Origin of the sequence: Exiguobacterium sp. s142 (assembly GCF_018618455.1) — a bacterium.
GTDB lineage: Bacteria > Bacillota > Bacilli > Exiguobacteriales > Exiguobacteriaceae > Exiguobacterium > Exiguobacterium aurantiacum_A.
In genome coordinates this window covers 96188-110860 of sequence record NZ_JACSMB010000003.1, presented here as the reverse complement: position 1 = coordinate 110860, position 14673 = coordinate 96188, and the positions used below count along the sequence as shown (strand labels likewise).

The window sequence follows — 14673 nt, the reverse complement described above, 5'->3', positions numbered from 1 at the left end:
TTACTTTACACTATAACTAGAAACAAGAAATGAGGTGGCACCATGCCATTAGTCAATCGCGTCAAAGAGTTGCGGGCCCGGCATCAATTGACACAAGGCGACCTTGCGGCCAAGGTCGGTGTGACGAGACAGACGATCATCTCGCTCGAGAAAGGGAGCTACACCCCGTCGCTCCTGCTGGCGATGCAAATCGCCCGCGTGTTCGAGGAACCGGTCGAATCGATTTTTACGATTGAGGAGGAAACAATTTGAAACATGTCGTCATTCAGTCCATCTCCAGCATTATCCTGTACATCTTGATGGCATTTCTATTCAGCTCGTTCGTGTCCGATGTGACCACGGTTATTGAAACCGAGCGATTCGAAATCGAATTTAACATGGTGCCGCTGTTGTTGCTAGTCGGCTTCTTTATTGTATGGAGCGTCTATTCGTTCAACACCCGACCAAATCGCGACATGAGTTTTTGGAAATGGTCGATCCGGATGACCGAGTTCAGTGACGTCGATGAACGCGAACAAGTGATCACGGCGAAAGCGACGAAAGCGGCCTACGTCTCATTCGGAATATCGGTGCCGCTGCTCATGTCGTCGTTCATGTTTTATCCGCTGTTCGAAGACGCGCTCCCGACCTACCCGATCTACGCGCTCGCCTCGACACTCATCATCTCGACGCTCGTTTACATGACGACTTGGATTCGGGCCTATACTCATTAAGAAATTCATTCCAAACCGATGAAGCCGATGACTGACTAAAGTGGCGCGACATATGCCATTTTGGTCAGTTTTGTCTTTTGCACGTGCCGGTGTCAAAACCACATGTCCTTTAGAGGGTTATATTTATCGATTACAGAATATAACATCATCACAATGTGAAAGTGGAGGTCATTGCTATGAATACACCAACACGATTATTGGTGGTCCTCAGATTGATTCTGCTGGTTTGGATCGGCGTTTCGCTTACGTTGCCTTCAAAGCTATATGCAGGCTCAAGTGATGGACAATGGGAAGCGGAATACGATGTCGGGAACTCGATTAAGAATATTTGGCGAGGTCAGCTGTACTGGGACGGGATGAAGGGCGACATCACCGCTCTTGATTTTTATAGAGATGGACAACTCCTGACGGGCGATTTAGATTGGTCTCCTCATGAATATATCGACTTGGCAGCTACGGACCAAACGGAATTTATTTATTTTGGTGAAGTCCCAACAGACTCTTCTGAGTACACGTTACGCATCAAATGGCGCAATGAAGGCGAAGAATTTGAACAAGTTTTAAGTTTCAAAGACAAGAAACGCTTTTTTGTGATACCAAAACTCGGTTAGGAATTCACCTCGAATTCCTTTTTTTGTGTCGATTTTTCGTCGAGTCGGGCGTCGTGATTGCCAATTTTGTCTCGTCGTGCTTATATATAACTAAATGGTTATATACTAATTCGTTGAAGGAGTCTTGTCTTGTGAAAACCGTCGATTTGACGACCGGACGTGTGCAGAGCGTCATCTTGGCGCTCGCCCTTCCGCTCGTCGGCAGCTCGCTCTTACAGTTCACGTATAGTCTCGTCGATATGTTTTGGGTCGGTGCGCTCGGTAGCGACGCCGTCGCCAGTATCGGTGCGGCCAGTTTTTATATTATGCTCGGCCAGGCGATTCAATCGTTACTTGTCGTCGGCGCCGGCATCAAAGTGTCGCAAGCCGTTGGCAGGCGGGACCAACAGTTGATCCAACGTTACGTCAAGGCCGGAAAACGAGGTAACCTCGTCCTCGGCCTGTTCTTCTTGACGCTCCTCGTCGCCTTTGGTCAGACGCTGATTGGCTTTTTGAATATGAACGCACCAACCGTCGAGCGGCTCGCTTACAGCTACTTGCTCGTAAGCGCACCGATGCTGTTGTTCTCGTTCTTCAACTTGCTGTACGCCCGCATATTCAGCGCTTTCGGCAATACGACGACGGCGATGCGGATCAATGCGACCGGGGTCACGCTCAACATGATCTTGTCGCCGCTCTTCATCTATCCGCTCGGTCTCGGCGTGCTCGGGGCCGGTCTGGCGACACTCGTCGCCAACGCCGTCATGTTCGGCTTCTTCTGGCATCGGGCTCGCGCGCTCTTTGACTGGGACGAGACGGTCGAACCCGTTCGCGCGGACTATACAGAGATCGTTCGCCTCGGCTTCCCGATGGCGACCCAACGCGTCCTCTTTACCGTCATCAGTATCTTTCTCGCCCGCATGATCGGTTCATACGGGACGGAAGCGATCGCCGCCCAGCGCATCGGCCTACAAATCGAGTCGATTGCCTACATGATGATCGGCGGACTGAACGGGGCGATCGCGAGCTATACCGGCCAAAATATCGGCGCCCGACAGATTGAACGCGTGCACGAAGGGTATCGCGTGACGACGCACCTCGGTATGCTCTATACCGGGCTGATCACGCTCGTATTCCTCTTCTTCCCGGACGTGCTCATCCGCGCCTTCGTCGATGATCCGACTACGATTGAAATCGGGGCCAGCTATTTACGTATCATCAGCGTCTCCCTCATCTTCGCCTCGCTCGAGATGATCGGGAACGGTTATTTCTCCGGACTCGGGCTACCGAAGATCCCGGCGATGATCTCTATCGTCTTCACCGTCGCTAGGATCCCGCTCGCTATCCTCCTCGAGCCGTATCTCGGCATCGACGCCATCTGGTGGAGTATCGCCATCTCGAGCATCGTTAAAGGGCTCGTCTCGGCACTATTTGTTCGACTAAAGAAAAAGGAAGTGACTTCACTTGCAGAAGCGATTTAAGCAATTATCCAAGCAACTTCTCACGAGCGGACGGTTCGCGATTGAACGCGAAATGCTACGTGTGACAACAGACGGGACGCTCGCCGTGACGAAACATCCGTCAAGTCTCGGCGACAAAGCGACGCACCCGTATATTACGACCGATTTTTCCGAGAGCCAGATCGAACTGATCACGCCGACGTTCCCGACCGTCGAAGCGGCACATAACTTTTTAGAGACGCTTTATGACATCACGGCGCTAAATATCGGCGACGAGCGGCTTTGGCCACAGTCGATGCCGTGCCCGTTGCCGGACGGCGGCGTCATCCCGCTCGCCGACTTCGGCAGTTCCGGTATTGAGGCCGGCCGTTACCGTGAACATCTGCTTCAAAAGTACGGAGCGAAAAAACAGCTCATCTCCGGGATCCATTTCAACTTCTCGTTCTCGGACGAGTTGATCGCCGCGTTATATGAAGGGTCTCCCGAGCAATATGACCGCTTCAAAAACGAGCTCTATTTGAAGCTCGTCCGCAACTATTTGCGCCTGCGCTGGCTCGCTGTCTACTTGCTCGGCGGAACGCCTGCCGTCCATACGAGCTACGAGGAACGTTGCGTCAGCCAAATGCAGGCGTTGAACGAGGACGTCTACTCGAATACGACGGCGCTGTCGTACCGAAATAGTGACTGCGGTTATACGAACGTCGAACCGCTCTATCCGAACTATGCGACGCTCCCAGACTATGCGAGTAGCGTCCGCCGGTTGATCGCCAAAGGCGACATCGCCAACCCGAACGAGCTGTACTCGCCGATTCGACTGAAGACGTCACGCGGCGGAAATGACCTCGACCGGCTCGAGAAGAACGGCATCGATTATATCGAGATTCGCAACATCGACCTCAATCCGTTCGAGAAGACCGGTATCGCACTCGATGATTTGCGATTCCTGCACGTCTTCTTGCTCTATTTAGCGTTGAAAGACGAGACTGACTTCGCGGACTGGCAAGCCGAGGCGTTCCGTAACCAACAGCTCGTCGCCAAAGAGGGACTATCGCCGTCACTCGTCCTCGAACGTGATGGCGAGCCGGTCGCTCTGCAAACGTTCGCCCGTGACCTCGTCGCTGACATCGAGTCGTTCAACGCGCAACACGACCTCGGTTTTGCTGACGTCTTCGCGTCCGTCCGGGAACGGATTAACAACGTCGAAGCGACCTACTCGGCCCGGCTGACAAAAGTCATGACCGACGAAGGCTATACGACCTGGTCACTCCGCCAAGCCGAGACGTATTATGAAGATGCGTTCGCCAACCGGTTCCGGATGCACGGCTATACGGACATGGAACTGTCGACGCAAATTTTGATGAAGTCGGCCTTAAAACGAGGTTACGCGGTCGATGTCGTCGACCGGGACGACCAATTCATCCGTCTTCGTCACGGCAATCGGGTCGAGTACGTCAGACAAGCGACGAAAACGTCGAAAGATAACTACGTGTCGGTGCTGATGATGGAAAACAAGACGGTGACAAAACATGTGCTCGCCGAACACGGCATCCACGTCCCTGGGGGTGTCGAGTTGCGCAGTGAAGACGACTTGCGTAACGTCTGGTCCGAGTTTTCCGCTCAGCCAATCGTCCTGAAGCCGAAATCGACGAACTTCGGGATTGGCATCCACATCTTCAAAGACGGGACGACGCTCGACGAGGCGCTCGAAGCGTTCCGTCATGCCAACACGTTCGACGACGTCGTCTTGCTCGAGACGTTTTTACCGGGGAAAGAATATCGTTTCCTCGTCATCGGTGATAAGGTCGCCGGCATCTTGCACCGCGTCCCGGCGAACGTGACCGGGGACGGTGTCTCGACGATCCGCGAGCTCGTCGCGAAGAAAAATGAGGACCCGCTCCGCGGCAAAGGTTATAAGACGCCGCTCGAGAAAATCGACATCGACGACATCGTCGTATCGTTCCTGCGTCCGCAAGGCAAGACCCCTGACAGCGTCCTCGCTGACGGCGAGCGCGTCTTCTTGCGTGAAAACTCGAACATCAGCACGGGCGGCGACAGCATCGACTATACGGACCAAATCACTGACTTTTATAAACAGGTCGCGGTCGATTCGGCGAAAGCGATTGGTGCCACGATTTGCGGCGTCGATATGATGATCCCGTCGCTTGACGCAGAAAACGACTACGGCATCATCGAACTGAACTTCAACCCGGCCATCCACATCCATTCCTTCCCGTACGAAGGGAAAGAACGTCCGATCGGTGAGACGGTGCTCGATTTGTTGTTTGGCTGATCAGGTTGAAAGGACGCTCAATTCGGGAATAAGGACTACATCGTGTCAAGTCGGTGTACCGTACTTTCTCTAGAGAGGAGTCTTTCAAATGGGAACGGTCAAATCGCACGTCGAAGGTACGACATTGGTTGTTGAACGGAGTTTCAAAGCACCACGCGAGCTCGTGTTCGAGTCATTCTCTAGCCCGGCTCACTTAGAGGCGTGGTGGGGACCGGCTGGATGGAAAACAGACATCCGTTCGTTCGAGTTTGAACCGGGTGGGACGTGGCATTATTGCATGAAGTGTGTCGACAAAGATCAAGGTGATTATTTCGGGATGGAATCGTGGGGCAAATCGACGTTCCTTGAGATTGACCCCCATTCCCGTATCGTCTACACAGATGCATTTTCGGACGAGGCTGGGAACGTCAATCCTGAGTTGCCGGTCATGACAATCACGAACGAATTTGTCGACATTCCGAACGGGACTTTGCTCGTCAGCCGCTCCGAGTTCACAGACGCGGCGGCCCTCAAGCAAGTCGTTGAGATGGGCGCCGTCGAAGGTTTTTCGTCACAGCTCGATCGTCTCGACACCATCGTGTCGAGATAACCAAAACCGCCCGCACCTCGGTTGAGATGCGGGCGGTTTTCCCTTAAAACAGAAAATAACTGACGATCAAGATGAGCGTGAAGATGAACACCATCCCGATGGCGAGCGCGACGAGGCTCATCTTCGCCGACTTGAACTGCTGCGAGTTGATTGTATGCACTTTTTTCAAATACGACCGTGTCCCGACGAGGATCGTCGCGATGCCAAAGATGATCGACAAGATGCCAATCGCCGTAATCAGTTGGTGCTCGGCTCCGCTCAAATTCTCACTCCGATAATAGTGAAAGTTCGTCACGAGGAAGCCGATCCCGATGACGGTGATGGCCGTCCGGATCCAGGCGAGGAACGTCCGCTCGTTGGCGAGGTGCTGTTGAATGTACTGTGAATCGACCGTCTTCTCTAAATCTAGTTTCATAACTTCCCCTCTTTCTAGCCGTCGTAGTCGATCAACCGATTTTTTAAGCATAACTCGACCGTCTTCGGACTGATGCCGAGTCTCTCTACAATCTCGATATTGCCATACCCGAGCGTCGTCAAACGTACAATTTCCGACTCACTTCCTTCTTCCATCATACCCCCACGGGTAATTATTGCCAACTATTTGAGCATACAAAAACCGGACGTGATGCATTCACGTCCGGACCGGTTCATTATTTTTTTGTTTGTTCGGACAATACTTCGACCGTCGCCTGCATATACTTGAGGCCGTGCTGGACCGATGGCTCTTTCAGCCAACGAACGAGCGAGAACAACGTGATATTGCGGTCGTCGCGTTCGGCCCGTGCTCGGATTTCGGTGAGCATCGTACGCGTGGCGTCGGCTTTTTCTTTTACCGGTGCGACGTATTCATCGACCCGTTGACCGATCAGTTCTCGTGTCTGCTCGTCCGCGTAGACGTCTTGTGCGAAGGCGAGTACTTGTTCAAGCTGGTTCGTCACCTGGAGCAACATCGGCAACTTCTCGACGAGTTTGACCGCCGCCTCGAGCGTCTCGACCTGTAAATTCGATGAGTCGAGGAGCGAGTCCAGTTTGTTTTTCACGTGTTGATCGTTCATCGTTGCCATCCCGAAATCGACGGCGTCTTCGAGGCGGCGAAGCGACTTCTCAATCTCGGGCAATCGTTCGACGAGGGAGACGAGCGCTTGCTCGACGTCCGGCCGCGTCAACACAGATTCTAGTGTCTGTTCTTTCGTTGGTGTACGTTCCATCGTCTTCTCCCCCTTTCTCACATCGTCCCTTTCAACATCCCGTTCCAATACATGACTGGAAGAAAGTCTTTTTTCAAGATATACATGCTGTGGCGTTCTTTCGCTTGATTGAACGGCATCGACTCTTGTGGTACTTTCTCATAATCGAACTCGGCCAAGATGAGTTTGTTGTAGCCTGTGACGATCGGGCAAGACGAGTAGCCGTCATACGACGCGACTGGGACTTGGCCATACATGAGGTCACCCACATTTTTAGCGACGACGGGCGCTTGTTTCCGAATCGCGGCCCCGGTCTTCGACGTCGGTAAATTCGTGCAGTCGCCGAGTCCGAAGACGTTTTTATACTGTTTATGTTGAAGCGTGTACATATCGACATCGACCCATCCACCCGCATCGGCAAGCTTGCTTTCTCGAATGAATGTCGGTGCTTGCATCGGTGGCGTGACGTGAAGCATGTCATAGCCCACCTCGAACGTTTCACCGCTATCTAACTGTTCAAAGACAGCGACTTTGTCGTCTGCTTTGATCTCAATTAAATTGACACGGAAATGTGTGTCAATCCGTTTTCGTTCGAGTACTTTTTCGAGCGCCGTCCGATATTTAGCAACGTCAAAGATAGCCGGATTGGCCGATCCGAAGACGATTTTACTGTTATCGCGGACACCTGTTTTCACAAAGTAGTCTTCCGCCATATACATAATTTTTTGCGGGGCCCCGCCACATTTCACAGGTGATGCTGGGTGCGTGAACAACGCGGTCCCGCCCTCAAAACCCCTAAGGGTATCCCACGTGTAGTCGACGTGTTGATACGAGTAGTTGCTACATACTTGTTTCGTCCCAAGCGCTGCTTCTAACCCTTTGATCCGACCCCAATCGATCTCAATCCCCGACGCGACGACCAAGTAGTCGTAATAAATCGTCCCGTTGACAGCCGTCTCGACTTGATTGGCTTCTGGGTCGAAGCTGACCACCTTGTCCTGAAGCCATTTCGCACCTTTTGGGATGAGTGTCGCCATGTCTCGCTCCGACTCTTCTTTTTTCGCGGCTCCGGCTCCGACGAGCGTCCAAAGCGGTTGATAGTAGTGTTTCGTTTCAGGATCGATCAGCAAAACCTCATCGGCTAAATGATGTTTTTCACGAAGCAGGCGCGCAGCGACGCTGATCCCTCCGGTGCCTGCTCCGACGATGACAACTCGATAATGTGTACGCATCATGCAATTCCCCTTTCATTCCCATAGATGACCGACTAATTACGTCAAACCAATAAACTTCCCACGTCTTAAATATATTTGAAAGCGCATAGATTTTATGAAATGAGTGCCACTTTGAAACGGCATAGAAGGCACTACTCATTTGACGTGGAACGGATTAACCCCATTATACCATAGGGGGTATAATGGGGTTAATGATTTTCACTCGTCCGCTCTACTTTGTATTCGCACTCGAGACATTGTCCTCGATAGGCTTTGGCCATTGTTAATGGGAGAGTACCTCGAACAACTTGTCGAGCCGAGACGTATCGATGTCTAAAAACGCATCCCCGACACTGATCTCGGTCGAACAATGACCGTCATGCGGCACGACGTACCCGGTGATGCCGATGCCTGTCTCCGTTTGGACACGCTCGATCCAATTCGAGACAGTTTCTGCGTCCCCATTCATATGAAGGTGGAACATGTTCGTCACCGGCACATCCGGCGTCGTCCAGACACCGTCGAGCGCATTGAACTGGGTTGCGAGCGCTTTGGCATGTTCGTAGTACGTTCCCATTCGGTCTTTCCTGAGCTCATAGTAGTAGTCGGCCGGGATGATGTACGGGTATAAGCCGATTAAGTCGCCGCCATAGCGCCGTTTCCAGATTCTTGCCTCGTCACAGAACGCTTTCGGTCCGCCCAAAATCGCCCCGGCGACACCGCCGATCCCTTTGTAGAACGAGACGTAGACGCTATCGAACAAGGCGCATACTTCTTCGGCCGTCTTCTCATAATATGGTAACGTCTCGAACAGGCGGGCCCCATCGAGATGCAGATGAATCCCCCGATCCCGGCAGTGCCGGCTGATCGCTTCAAGCTCATCAAACGGCGGCAAATAACCGCCGAGCTCACGTTGCGGCAACTCGACCAACAGGCAAGCGACGTCCGGTAACGCCTTCACTTCTTCAAGCGTCATCAATCGGTCCGCTCCCCCGATCAAAAGCGGCTCGAGGTGATGCAGCTGTCTCAACCCGTCTTGTTCATGAATCTCCAAGTGACAGAGCGGGTGATAGGCGACGCTTCGATTCCCTGTCTCGTCCGACCAGATGCGTAAGGAGATCTGTTGTGCCATCGTGCCGCTCGGAAAGAAGACAGCGGCTTCCGTCCCGAGCCGCGTGGCGAGCTTTTGTTCAAATTGTTCGATGACCTCGCCCGTCCCATAATGGTCGCTCGTTTGCTCCGGGTCGGCTTGCTCAAACGCGCGCTTTAAGACGCCGACGTTCCGTTTCCCGTGCCCGCTCAGTTGATGCGTCGTCTGTTGATATGACGTCCGTAAATCCATGTCATCCCCTCCAAAAGAAGCCCCTTGTCACGAGACAAGAGGCCAAGATTTAGTCGCGTACGCGGACGATCAACTTGCCTCGTACTTTCCGCGTCTGAAGCTGTTCGAGTCCGTCTTTCAAGCGGTCGAACGGCAATACGTCGGTGACGAGGTCGTTCAGTTCACCCGTTTCGAGCAGTTTCATCAACTCCTCGGCCATATACGCCAAGTTGCGAATCGCACGCTCGTCTTCGCTCGCATGGGCCGCACCGAGGGCGACTTCATGGATCGATGGTGACAGCGTGAACCCTTTCATGTTCGACATGTCAGGCGGACCGGCGATATGAGCGAGCTGTCCGCTGAACGCGAGGCGATCGAGATCGGCTGTTGCCACGTCGCGGCCGACCGTGTTCAAAATTAGATCGACACCACGGCCGTCCGTCAGTTCCATGATTCGTTCCGTCACGTCCTCGACGTTGTAGTCGATTGCGACGTCGGCACCGAGTGATGTGACCCAATCAAAGTTTTCCGGCGATGCCGTCGTGAATACTTTGAGACCGAGCTTTTTCGCGAGCTGAATCGCGTAGCCGCCGACCCCGCCCGCTCCGGCGTGGACGAGAATCGTCTCTTTGTCGCGCGTGTTCAGCTTCTGCATGACTGCTTCATACGCCGTCATGCCGGCACAGAGGATGGCTGCTGCCGCTTCGTCGCTCACGTCTTGCGGTACGACGGCACAAGCACGGGCGTCGACGACAGCGTACTCGGCGAAGCCTCCGTTGTTCGCGAGACTCGTATGGACGGCGACGCGGGAGCCGGTGATGATGTTGGCGATGCTCGATCCGACTTCGACGACTTCGCCGACGAGGTCGACGCCGAGGATGTGCGGGTATGCCCAGTTCGGGTTGCCGTTCGTGCCGACTTTATAGTCGACCGGGTTCAAGGCGACCGCTTCGACTTTGATGAGCAGTTCGCCCGCTCCCGGGGTCGGTCGTTCGATGTCCCCGAGGTTCATATTATCTAGGCCAGGTTGTTCAAGTAGCCATGCTTTCATGATTAGTACGCTCCTTCCGAATATGTCAGTTCATACGAATGCGAGTAGATCTCGACGAGGTTGCCGAACGGATCTTCACAGTACACCATCCGGTACGGCTTATCGCCCGGGTAATACTCGCGGATCGGCATCCGTTGTTTGCCACCGTGGGCGACAATCTTCTCGACGAGCCCTTCGATGTCTGGGTCTTGGACGCAATAGTGGAAGATGCCTGTTTTCCAAAACTCGAAATTATTCTCCGGTTTCTCGTTGTTCGGGAACTCGAACAGCTCGATGCCGATCTTGTCACCGGTCGACATGTGGGCGATGCGGAACTTGCCCCAGCCCGGGCCGAACACGTCGGTGCACATGACGCCGATCGGTGAGTCATCCTCAACGACGTCCGACGGTTGCATGATCGTGTACCAGCCCATCACGTCTTCATAAAATTTCACTGCTTCCGTCACACTGGGGACTGATAGCCCGATATGTGAGAATGTACGTGGATAAGTCAAATTGATCCGCTCCTTTTTGGTTGCTCATTTGGGTCGATAACGATAAGATACCTTCATCGTAGCAAGAAAAAAAGTACGCACATTGAAGTAACTACCCGAAAGCGAGGCGAACTGAACATGACGACCCCGTTCCCCGTCAACAAGGCACTCGACATCATCGGCGGTAAATGGCGTCCACAAGTGTACTGCACGCTCGAGACCGGCCCGCGCCGCTTCTCGGAGATTCAGCGCGCCATCCCCGACGTCAGCCGCAAAGTGTTGACCGACCAACTGCGCGAACTCGAACAGCTCGGCATGGTCCGACGCGACGACTATTCGACCGACAAACAGCTCCACGTCGAATACTCCCTCACCGAGGAGGCGTTTAGCCTGCAACCAGCGATGAAGGCGCTCTGCTCTTGGGGCGAAACCCGAGACGAATAAACCCTCGCCAAGTTTTCCGGCGAGGGTTTTGTCATGACGCGAATAGGCTGATGAGGTTCCCGTCCGGATCGACGACGATGGCGTAACGTTGTCCCCAAAACGCGTCCCACGGCTCACGATGAATCACGTATCCTTGTTTGAAGATAGCTTCAAACAGTGTATCGAGCGCTTCACGGCTGTCGCACAGGAAAGCGAGCTCGACCCGATGCCCCGATGCCGGTTTCCATTCCCCATACACCGACTCCGCGACCTCGACTGTGTCAAAGGCGAGCCGGACGCCGCCTTCGTCAACTTCAACGTGCGCTTCCCCGTTCATTGATACTGGAATCGACAGTCCGAGCAGCCGATAGAAGTCGAGCGCTCGCTTCATATCCTCGACGACGATGCCGACCATATCTAGTTTGATTCCCATGTGGTCACCTCACTTCTTGAATTGATGGTACTATCGAAAGTGTAGCACCTATCTATCCTTTTGAAACGAGGAAATCACTATGACATATAAGTTCGCTTTGATGACACAAGCGCAGGCCGAAACAATCGCCTTCAGTTGGCATTACGATGGAGAGTATGCTTTTTACGATATGGAGGCTGACGAAGACGACTTGGCCGAGTTTTTAGACACCGAACAACGAGGGCAATCGGTATTCGCCATCACGAACGATGGCGAACTGGTCGGTTTCGTTAGCGTGCATCAAACAGACGCCGATACGATTGACCTCGGTTTAGGCATGAAGCCAGGTCTGACCGGAAACGGGACCGGACGAGCGTTCGTTACCTCGATTCTTGATTTCATCGAATCTACGTTCGACCCAAATCGTATCACCTTGTCGGTTGCCACGTTCAACGCGCGGGCGATTCGCGTGTATGAAGCTTGCGGGTTTCGACAAGTGGCTTCGTTTCAACAAGACACGAACGGGAGTACGTTCGACTTCATCGCATTAGAACGCAAAAAGCGCCCTCAGGATAGATTCTGAGGGCTTTTCTGCTGCCCGGTGCCTTTGTCGACCAAGTAAATCTGGCCATTCCCGTCTCATACCAAGACGGTCACACTTCATCGTTCGGGCAAGTACGGAGCTGCTGTTTCACACGTGAACCGTTCCCCCTACATGGTGTGTGATCGCTGCTTCATTCGGCTCGAACACGCCCGCTTCGGTGATGAGTCCGGTGATCAGTTCAGGCGGTGTGACGTCAAACGCCGGGTTAAAGACGGTGATCCCGACCGGCGCCGTCGGTTGTCCGCCGATATGGGTCACTTCTAGCGCGCTCCGCTCCTCGATTTGAATCACATCGTCCGCCGTTAAATCAAACGTCGTGTGCGGGGCCGCGACGTAAAACGGGATCCCGTAATGTTTAGCCAGGACGGCGAGCTGAAGCGTGCCAATCTTATTGGCGACGTGACCCGTCCGTGTGATGCGGTCAGCGCCGACGATGATGGCGTCGACCCCTTTCGCCTGAATCGTCCAAGCGGCCATATTGTCGGTGATGAGCGTGACGTCGATGTCGGCCTGGTCGAGTTCCCAGACGGTCAGGCGTGCCCCTTGGAGGAGCGGCCGCGTCTCACAAGCGAAGACGTTAAACGCGATACCTCGCTCTTTCCCGACGTAAAACGGAGCGAGCGCAGTCCCGTAACGCGACGTCGCGATCGCCCCGGCGTTACAGATCGTTAAGACGTTCCCCCCTGCTGGCAGCACCGTGAGCGCATGCTCCCCGATGGCCCGATACGTGTCGACGTCTCGCTCGAACAGCGCGATGGCCCGATGTTTGATGTCGGTCGCGATCCTTTCAAAGTCGTCGCCGACGTTCAGCCCGAGAAGTGACTCGATCACGTTTTGAAGATTGACCGCCGTCGGCCGCGTCGCGATCAACCGACGGCCGACGAGGTCGAGCCGGCGTGTGAAGTCCGGGTCATCTTGAAGCCGGACCGCTTCTTTCGCGAGCACGAATGCGCCGAAATAGGCGATGGCCGGCGCGCCTCGGACTTGTAACGTCTCGATGGCGTGCTCCGCCTGTTCGAGCGTCGCGATCGTCACGTACCGCTCCTCATGGGGCAGTAACGTTTGGTCTAAAATGACGAGCTCGTCCCGGGACGGTTCGAAGCGAATGTTTTGGACTGTCATACGCGTACCCCCGCTAACAGCGTCACTAATTCATCGATTGTCCGGACATCGTGGCGCTGTTTAATGAGCGTCGTGCCGAGCGTGAGCGCTTCCCGTTTCCGTTCGAGCCGGACCGTTTCCAGTAACGTCTCGAGGTCATTGACTCCGGCGAGGCCGATGGCGCGGCGAATCAGTTCGCATCCGGCATAGCCAATCGTGTCGCTAAAGATGGTTTGAAGTAGTTCATCGACGAATCCGTCCGTGTTGAACGGTTCGACCGCCGTCTCAAACTTCGTCCGGAACGTCTTCTCAAACGTCTCCCATACCGTCAATACGTCGGTGAACCGCTCGAACCGTTTGAGTGGGTCATGGAACGTCGATAGCGTCAAATGGGCGACAATTTGCCCGATGTCAAAGCCGAACGGTCCATAAAAAGCGAACTCCGGATCGATGACTTTCGTCTCTTGTTGCGTCGCGAAGATGCTGCCTGTATGTAAGTCCCCGTGCAAGAGCGCGTCGTGTTTCGTGACGAAACCGACTTTCAGTTTCGTGACCTCCACTTTCAATTTCTGGTCACGCCAAAGCGCTTCGACGTCCTGACGGAGCGCGGTTTCGATGTTGTTCGATTCGGCATCTTTGTACGGATCGGTGAAGATTAGTTTTTCAGTGATGTCGCACAGTTCCGGGTTGTAATAATCCCGTTCTTTCCGCTTCTTCTCAATCGGGCCGGCCGCATAGTCTGACGTCTCAAACAACGTCTGTCCTAAAAACTCACCGATGTGACGGGCGAGTTCAGGATACGTTTTCCCTTCCAAATAGCCCGTCCGGACGATATCAAAGTCGGACAAGTCTTCTAAAATCGTGTAGGCGAGCGTCCGGTCACTGCCGAGAACGACCGGGACGAAACGCGGGACGACGCTGGCGAATTCGCGCAACGCGAGCTGCTCGATCCACGCCCGTTCAAGTGTGAGCGGCCAACTCTCGCCGACGACTTTCGCATACGGTAGCGCCTGCTTGACGATGAGGCTCGTTTCGCCTTGACGGATGCGGAAGACGAGGTTCAAGTTGCCGTCCCCGATCTCCTCGCAATGCGCGATGCCCCCATCTTCGAGTAACCCTAACGTTCTGACGTGCTCGACGACTGTCTGTTCTGTAAATGGTTGATAAGCCATGTCTGTTTCCCCTTTCGGTATATTCCCCACAAAAAAAGCCCCTTTCTCCGCGAGAAAGAGGCACAGCCGTAAC

18 protein-coding genes are annotated in these 14673 nt (G+C 54.0%); 8 read left to right on the top strand and 10 right to left on the bottom strand.

Annotation, left to right across the window (positions count from 1 at the left end):
• Positions 1–42: 42 nt before the first annotated feature.
• The 6 genes from KNP77_RS04325 (at position 43) to KNP77_RS04300 (ending at position 5642) form a co-directional block, all read left to right on the top strand.
• A complete protein-coding gene (locus KNP77_RS04325) occupies positions 43–252 on the top strand; it encodes a helix-turn-helix transcriptional regulator (RefSeq protein ID WP_070328276.1) in 210 nt (69 codons plus the stop codon).
• Positions 249–713 (top strand): hypothetical protein, encoded by a 465-nt coding sequence (locus KNP77_RS04320; RefSeq protein WP_070328277.1) that lies wholly within the window; start codon positions 249–251, stop codon positions 711–713. The genes KNP77_RS04325 and KNP77_RS04320 overlap by 4 nt, the downstream gene beginning before the upstream one ends.
• 176 nt (positions 714–889) lie before the next feature.
• A complete protein-coding gene (locus KNP77_RS04315; protein WP_214888811.1) occupies positions 890–1324 on the top strand; it encodes a hypothetical protein in 435 nt (144 codons plus the stop codon).
• A 131-nt stretch (positions 1325–1455) separates the two neighbouring features.
• Positions 1456–2784 carry an MATE family efflux transporter gene (locus tag KNP77_RS04310; protein ID WP_070328279.1) on the top strand — a complete coding sequence of 443 codons (1329 nt, stop codon included), beginning with the start codon at positions 1456–1458 and terminating at the stop codon, positions 2782–2784.
• Positions 2768–5053, top strand: coding sequence for a bifunctional glutamate--cysteine ligase GshA/glutathione synthetase GshB (gene gshAB, locus KNP77_RS04305; RefSeq protein WP_214888808.1), 2286 nt, complete (start codon positions 2768–2770; stop codon positions 5051–5053). The genes KNP77_RS04310 and gshAB overlap by 17 nt, the downstream gene beginning before the upstream one ends.
• Positions 5054–5141: 88 nt before the next feature.
• The gene (locus tag KNP77_RS04300; RefSeq protein WP_214888805.1) at positions 5142–5642 is read left to right on the top strand and encodes an SRPBCC family protein; all 501 of its coding nucleotides are present in this window, start codon (positions 5142–5144) and stop codon (positions 5640–5642) included.
• Between the two features lie 43 nt (positions 5643–5685).
• Here the strand turns inward: KNP77_RS04300 and KNP77_RS04295 are convergent, their stop codons facing one another.
• The 7 genes from KNP77_RS04295 to KNP77_RS04265 form a co-directional block, all read right to left on the bottom strand.
• Complete coding sequence (locus tag KNP77_RS04295; protein ID WP_021066029.1) at positions 5686–6057, bottom strand: YidH family protein; 372 nt, start codon at positions 6055–6057, stop codon at positions 5686–5688.
• A gap of 14 nt (positions 6058–6071) precedes the next feature.
• Entirely contained in the window at positions 6072–6212 is a 141-nt protein-coding gene (locus tag KNP77_RS04290; protein ID WP_251138914.1) for a helix-turn-helix transcriptional regulator, read from the bottom strand.
• Positions 6213–6292: 80 nt separating this feature from the next.
• Positions 6293–6850: a hypothetical protein gene (locus KNP77_RS04285; RefSeq protein WP_214888799.1), complete on the bottom strand. Its 558-nt coding sequence runs from the start codon at positions 6848–6850 to the stop codon at positions 6293–6295.
• A 17-nt stretch (positions 6851–6867) separates the two neighbouring features.
• Positions 6868–8064, bottom strand: coding sequence for an NAD(P)/FAD-dependent oxidoreductase (locus KNP77_RS04280; RefSeq protein WP_483297948.1), 1197 nt, complete (start codon positions 8062–8064; stop codon positions 6868–6870).
• A gap of 262 nt (positions 8065–8326) precedes the next feature.
• On the bottom strand, positions 8327–9385 hold the full coding sequence (locus tag KNP77_RS04275; protein ID WP_214888794.1) for a threonine aldolase family protein: 1059 nt from the start codon (positions 9383–9385) through the stop codon (positions 8327–8329).
• A gap of 49 nt (positions 9386–9434) precedes the next feature.
• Positions 9435–10415 carry a zinc-binding dehydrogenase gene (locus KNP77_RS04270; protein ID WP_070328287.1) on the bottom strand — a complete coding sequence of 327 codons (981 nt, stop codon included), beginning with the start codon at positions 10413–10415 and terminating at the stop codon, positions 9435–9437.
• Positions 10416–10417: 2 nt separating this feature from the next.
• Positions 10418–10909 carry a lactoylglutathione lyase family protein gene (locus KNP77_RS04265; RefSeq protein WP_070328288.1) on the bottom strand — a complete coding sequence of 164 codons (492 nt, stop codon included), beginning with the start codon at positions 10907–10909 and terminating at the stop codon, positions 10418–10420.
• A 117-nt stretch (positions 10910–11026) separates the two neighbouring features.
• Here KNP77_RS04265 and KNP77_RS04260 point away from each other — a divergent pair, with 117 nt between their 5' ends.
• The gene (locus tag KNP77_RS04260) at positions 11027–11332 is read left to right on the top strand and encodes a winged helix-turn-helix transcriptional regulator (RefSeq protein ID WP_070328289.1); all 306 of its coding nucleotides are present in this window, start codon (positions 11027–11029) and stop codon (positions 11330–11332) included.
• A 31-nt stretch (positions 11333–11363) separates the two neighbouring features.
• On the opposite strand, the gene KNP77_RS04255 is transcribed toward KNP77_RS04260, so the two are convergent.
• Positions 11364–11744, bottom strand: coding sequence for a VOC family protein (locus KNP77_RS04255; protein ID WP_071398449.1), 381 nt, complete (start codon positions 11742–11744; stop codon positions 11364–11366).
• A 79-nt stretch (positions 11745–11823) separates the two neighbouring features.
• Here KNP77_RS04255 and KNP77_RS04250 point away from each other — a divergent pair, with 79 nt between their 5' ends.
• Complete coding sequence (locus tag KNP77_RS04250; protein WP_131490276.1) at positions 11824–12306, top strand: GNAT family N-acetyltransferase; 483 nt, start codon at positions 11824–11826, stop codon at positions 12304–12306.
• 108 nt (positions 12307–12414) lie between these two features.
• Here KNP77_RS04250 and mtnA read toward each other — a convergent pair whose 3' ends face one another.
• Positions 12415–13449, bottom strand: a complete 1035-nt coding sequence (gene mtnA, locus KNP77_RS04245; RefSeq protein WP_214888791.1) for an S-methyl-5-thioribose-1-phosphate isomerase — start codon at positions 13447–13449, stop codon at positions 12415–12417.
• Positions 13446–14600: an S-methyl-5-thioribose kinase gene (gene mtnK, locus KNP77_RS04240; RefSeq protein ID WP_214888788.1), complete on the bottom strand. Its 1155-nt coding sequence runs from the start codon at positions 14598–14600 to the stop codon at positions 13446–13448. Before mtnK ends, mtnA begins: the two co-directional genes overlap by 4 nt.
• Between the last annotated feature and the right edge of the window lie 73 nt (positions 14601–14673).

Coding starts and splice junctions, on each gene's coding strand:
- KNP77_RS04290 (WP_251138914.1), bottom strand. CDS start 6,212: ATGGAAGAAGGAAGTGAGTCGGAAATTGTACGTTTGACGACGCTCGGG.
- mtnK (WP_214888788.1), bottom strand. CDS start 14,600: ATGGCTTATCAACCATTTACAGAACAGACAGTCGTCGAGCACGTCAGA.
- KNP77_RS04255 (WP_071398449.1), bottom strand. CDS start 11,744: ATGGGAATCAAACTAGATATGGTCGGCATCGTCGTCGAGGATATGAAG.
- KNP77_RS04300 (WP_214888805.1), top strand. CDS start 5,142: ATGGGAACGGTCAAATCGCACGTCGAAGGTACGACATTGGTTGTTGAA.
- KNP77_RS04250 (WP_131490276.1), top strand. CDS start 11,824: ATGACATATAAGTTCGCTTTGATGACACAAGCGCAGGCCGAAACAATC.
- KNP77_RS04325 (WP_070328276.1), top strand. CDS start 43: ATGCCATTAGTCAATCGCGTCAAAGAGTTGCGGGCCCGGCATCAATTG.
- KNP77_RS04270 (WP_070328287.1), bottom strand. CDS start 10,415: ATGAAAGCATGGCTACTTGAACAACCTGGCCTAGATAATATGAACCTC.
- KNP77_RS04295 (WP_021066029.1), bottom strand. CDS start 6,057: ATGAAACTAGATTTAGAGAAGACGGTCGATTCACAGTACATTCAACAG.
- KNP77_RS04275 (WP_214888794.1), bottom strand. CDS start 9,385: ATGGATTTACGGACGTCATATCAACAGACGACGCATCAACTGAGCGGG.
- KNP77_RS04315 (WP_214888811.1), top strand. CDS start 890: ATGAATACACCAACACGATTATTGGTGGTCCTCAGATTGATTCTGCTG.
- mtnA (WP_214888791.1), bottom strand. CDS start 13,449: ATGACAGTCCAAAACATTCGCTTCGAACCGTCCCGGGACGAGCTCGTC.
- KNP77_RS04260 (WP_070328289.1), top strand. CDS start 11,027: ATGACGACCCCGTTCCCCGTCAACAAGGCACTCGACATCATCGGCGGT.
- KNP77_RS04280 (WP_483297948.1), bottom strand. CDS start 8,064: ATGATGCGTACACATTATCGAGTTGTCATCGTCGGAGCAGGCACCGGA.
- KNP77_RS04285 (WP_214888799.1), bottom strand. CDS start 6,850: ATGGAACGTACACCAACGAAAGAACAGACACTAGAATCTGTGTTGACG.